This is a genomic window from Planococcus sp. A6 (assembly GCF_028823615.1).
GTDB lineage: Bacteria > Bacillota > Bacilli > Bacillales_A > Planococcaceae > Planococcus.
This window is the reverse complement of the sequence record NZ_JAPEHT010000231.1, coordinates 1-2381: the sequence shown is the minus strand read 5'-3', so window position 1 is coordinate 2381 and position 2381 is coordinate 1. Positions and strand designations below refer to the sequence as shown.

Below are 2381 nucleotides of genomic sequence, written 5' to 3'. Positions count from 1 at the left end.
TAAGCTTCCTGCTCATCATCCCAGCTTTAGCGATCGTCGCTTCTATCCTGGCAAAACCGCCCGTGAAAGAAGAGTTGAAAACCGAGCAATAAAAAAAAGCGCCTCGGCGCTTTTTTTAATTCTCCAAATAACGATACAGAGTGGATTTGCTGATGCCGGTCTGTTCTTTGATTTCGGCCAAGCTATAGGATTTGCTTTTATACATTTCGATCGCTTTTTTGACATTGGCATCCGGTTTGCGCGGTCGCCCGGCGTGCATGCCTTTTTGCTTGGCTTCCGATAAGCCCGCTTTGGTTTTCGCGCTGATGGCGTCGCTTTGGAATTCGGCGATGCATTTCGCAATTTCCAAAAAAGAGAACGATGTCCCTCTAGCGGTATCGATGTTCTCGTTGACGGCATGGAGAAAAGCCGTTTTTTCCTCAAGAGCCTCGAGCAGGTCCACCAATTGGCGGGTTGAATCCGCCAGGACATGGAGTTTCATCACGATGATGCGGTCTCCCGGGGCTACAGCGTCCAGCATGCGATCCAGCTCGATCCGTTGTTTCGGGGAACTATGAGATTCTATATGAATCACATCGCAGCCGAATTCTTCAAACAGGGCACGCTGCTTTTGACAATCTAAATCTTCTTCAATGGCTCTTGCGTAACCGATTCGCACGTAAAAAACTCCTCGCTGTACAAAGTGAATATATTATAACATATTAATTTTTTTGTAAAAATGTGCCCAAAAAGGTTCCATTAATGGAGCGTCGGTGCTAAACTATTTTCATTGTGAAAAAATAAGGTTTCCAGTACATGAAGAAACTTTCAAATAAAGAATAGAGGAGCTCGATTACGTGAAACAAAGTCTTAAAACCCAATGGTTCGGGAATATCCGTGGCGATATATTGTCAGGGATTCTCGTCGCTATTGCACTTATTCCGGAAGCCATTGCCTTCTCCATCATTGCAGGGGTCGATCCGATGGTCGGCTTGTATGCTTCCTTCAGCATTGCGGTCATCATCGCTTTCGTCGGCGGGCGTCCCGGCATGATTTCGGCCGCTACCGGCGCGATGGCGCTATTGATGGTGCCGCTCGTCCGTGACCACGGGCTGGAATACTTGCTCGCTGCGACGATTTTGACAGGGGTCATCCAAATCCTGTTCGGCGTCTTCAAAGTCGCAAAAGTAATGAAATTCATTCCGCGCGCTGTCATGATCGGCTTCGTCAACGCGCTGGCCATCTTGATATTCATGGCGCAAGTGCCGCATTTCATCGGCATCAACAATATGACCTATCTATTCGTGGCTATTACACTGGCCATTATCTACATCGTGCCACGCTTTTTCAAAGCCATACCGGCCCCGCTGATTGCGCTGGTCGTATTGACGGCAGTGGCCATCTATACTGGCTTCGATTTGCGGACCGTGGGCGACCTCGGCACGATCAATCAGACGCTCCCGAGCTTCCTGTTGCCGGATGTGCCATTCAATTTGGAAACCTTGTCGATCATCTTCCCGTACTCACTTGCACTGGCGATTGTCGGCTTGCTTGAATCGCTCTTGACGGCGAATATCGTCGATGATATGACCGATACAACAAGCGATAAGAACAAAGAAGCAAGAGGGCAAGGAATCGCCAACTTCGTCACTGGTTTCTTCGGCGGAATGGCGGGCTGTGCGATGATCGGGCAATCGGTCATCAATGTCAAATCGGGCGGCCGTGGCCGCTTGTCGGCACTTGTTGCCGGTACGTTCCTGATGTTCTTGATCATCGTTCTCGGCAATGTCGTTGTACAGATCCCAATGCCGGTGCTTGTCGGCATCATGATCATGGTATCAATCGGGACATTCGATTGGGCTTCGTTCACTTACTTGAAAAAAGCACCAAAGACCGATTCGATTGTTATGGTTGCGACGGTCGCCATCGTTGTCTATACGCACGATTTATCGATTGGTGTACTAGCAGGCGTCTTACTGAGTGCCATCTTTTTCGTCTCGAAAATTTCCAAGATCAAAGTGGAAAAACGTTTGCTCGATGCGACGCAATACCGCGTCGAAGGCCAATTGTTCTTCGCTTCGGTTGAAGATTTCCTGGAGAAGTTCGATTTCGATATCGAACGTGAGAAAGTGATTATCGATTTCACGGATGCCCATATTTGGGACGATTCCGGCGTCGGCGCCGTCGACAGGGTCGTGCTGAAGTTCCGCGAAAATGCCAATGAAGTGGAAGTGACCGGCCTGGATGCAGGAAGCCAGAAACTGATCGATCAATTGGCGATCTTCAAAAGCTCGAATGCTAAACTACCTACCCATTGATGAAATTATAGAGAAGCCCGTCCTTTCAATAGACTAACACAGTAAAATGAGACACTATAAAACACCTTCGAGATGGTACACTTA

At 48.4% G+C, this 2381-nt stretch carries 2 protein-coding genes; one reads left to right on the top strand and one right to left on the bottom strand.

The genetic code is table 11. The annotated features are described in order from the left end of the window. Positions 1-115 precede the first annotated feature (115 nt). The gene (locus ON064_RS18040) at positions 116-658 is read right to left on the bottom strand and encodes a recombinase family protein (protein WP_274625848.1); all 543 of its coding nucleotides are present in this window, start codon (positions 656-658) and stop codon (positions 116-118) included. 178 nt (positions 659-836) lie between these two features. On the opposite strand from ON064_RS18040, the gene ON064_RS18035 reads away from it, so the two are divergent. Then, a complete protein-coding gene (locus ON064_RS18035) occupies positions 837-2297 on the top strand; it encodes a SulP family inorganic anion transporter (protein WP_274625847.1) in 1461 nt (486 codons plus the stop codon). Positions 2298-2381 lie beyond the last annotated feature (84 nt).